At 57.2% G+C, this 500-nt stretch carries 2 protein-coding genes; both read right to left on the bottom strand.

Going from position 1 to position 500, the window contains the following annotated elements; translation table 11 throughout:
- Positions 1–31: 31 nt before the first annotated feature.
- Positions 32–160 carry a hypothetical protein gene (locus OX89_RS19270; protein WP_255352815.1) on the bottom strand — a complete coding sequence of 43 codons (129 nt, stop codon included), beginning with the start codon at positions 158–160 and terminating at the stop codon, positions 32–34.
- A partial coding sequence (locus OX89_RS08945; RefSeq protein WP_047350360.1) for an IS5/IS1182 family transposase occupies positions 157–500 on the bottom strand: 344 nt, incomplete at its 5' end. The genes OX89_RS19270 and OX89_RS08945, both read right to left, overlap by 4 nt.

The raw sequence follows: 500 nt of genomic DNA, 5'->3' as shown, positions 1-500 counted from the left end.
GGATGCCCTGAATAACTCGAATGCGTAAGTGCTACAAGGTCACCGGTTTCAGATAGTGCGATGGATGGCGTTTAGCCTGGGTCTTCGCACCACTTTCCACGCCCTTGCGGGCCATCTGCACCGCCTTTGCGGCCATTTGCCTGATTTCAGGGGCACTCATCCCTGCGCCTCCAGCAATTGATGGCGCACCATCCAAAGATTGGACAGCGCAAACAGCGTCTTGAGCTGCAACGTGTTCTTCTTCAATCCCCGGTAGCGCACCTTGGTGTATCCAAACTGTCGTTTGATCACCCTGAAGGGATGCTCCACCTTGGCACGGATGCTCGCCTTGATCTTCTCCACTTGGTCTATCAGCGCGTCAACGGGGTTGTTCTCTTTGTCCAGCGCTCTGCGTTTGCCTGGGCGCATCGCGATGTGCCACCGCACTGCCTCCTTGGCATCCGGGCGCTTGTCGATACCTTGGTAGCCCGCATCACCAAACCCGTCTGTCTCCTGCCCGT

This window comes from Diaphorobacter sp. J5-51, from assembly GCF_001023515.1.
Classification (GTDB): Bacteria; Pseudomonadota; Gammaproteobacteria; order Burkholderiales; family Burkholderiaceae_C; genus Diaphorobacter; species Diaphorobacter nitroreducens.
This window is presented reverse-complemented; position numbering and strand designations above follow the sequence as displayed.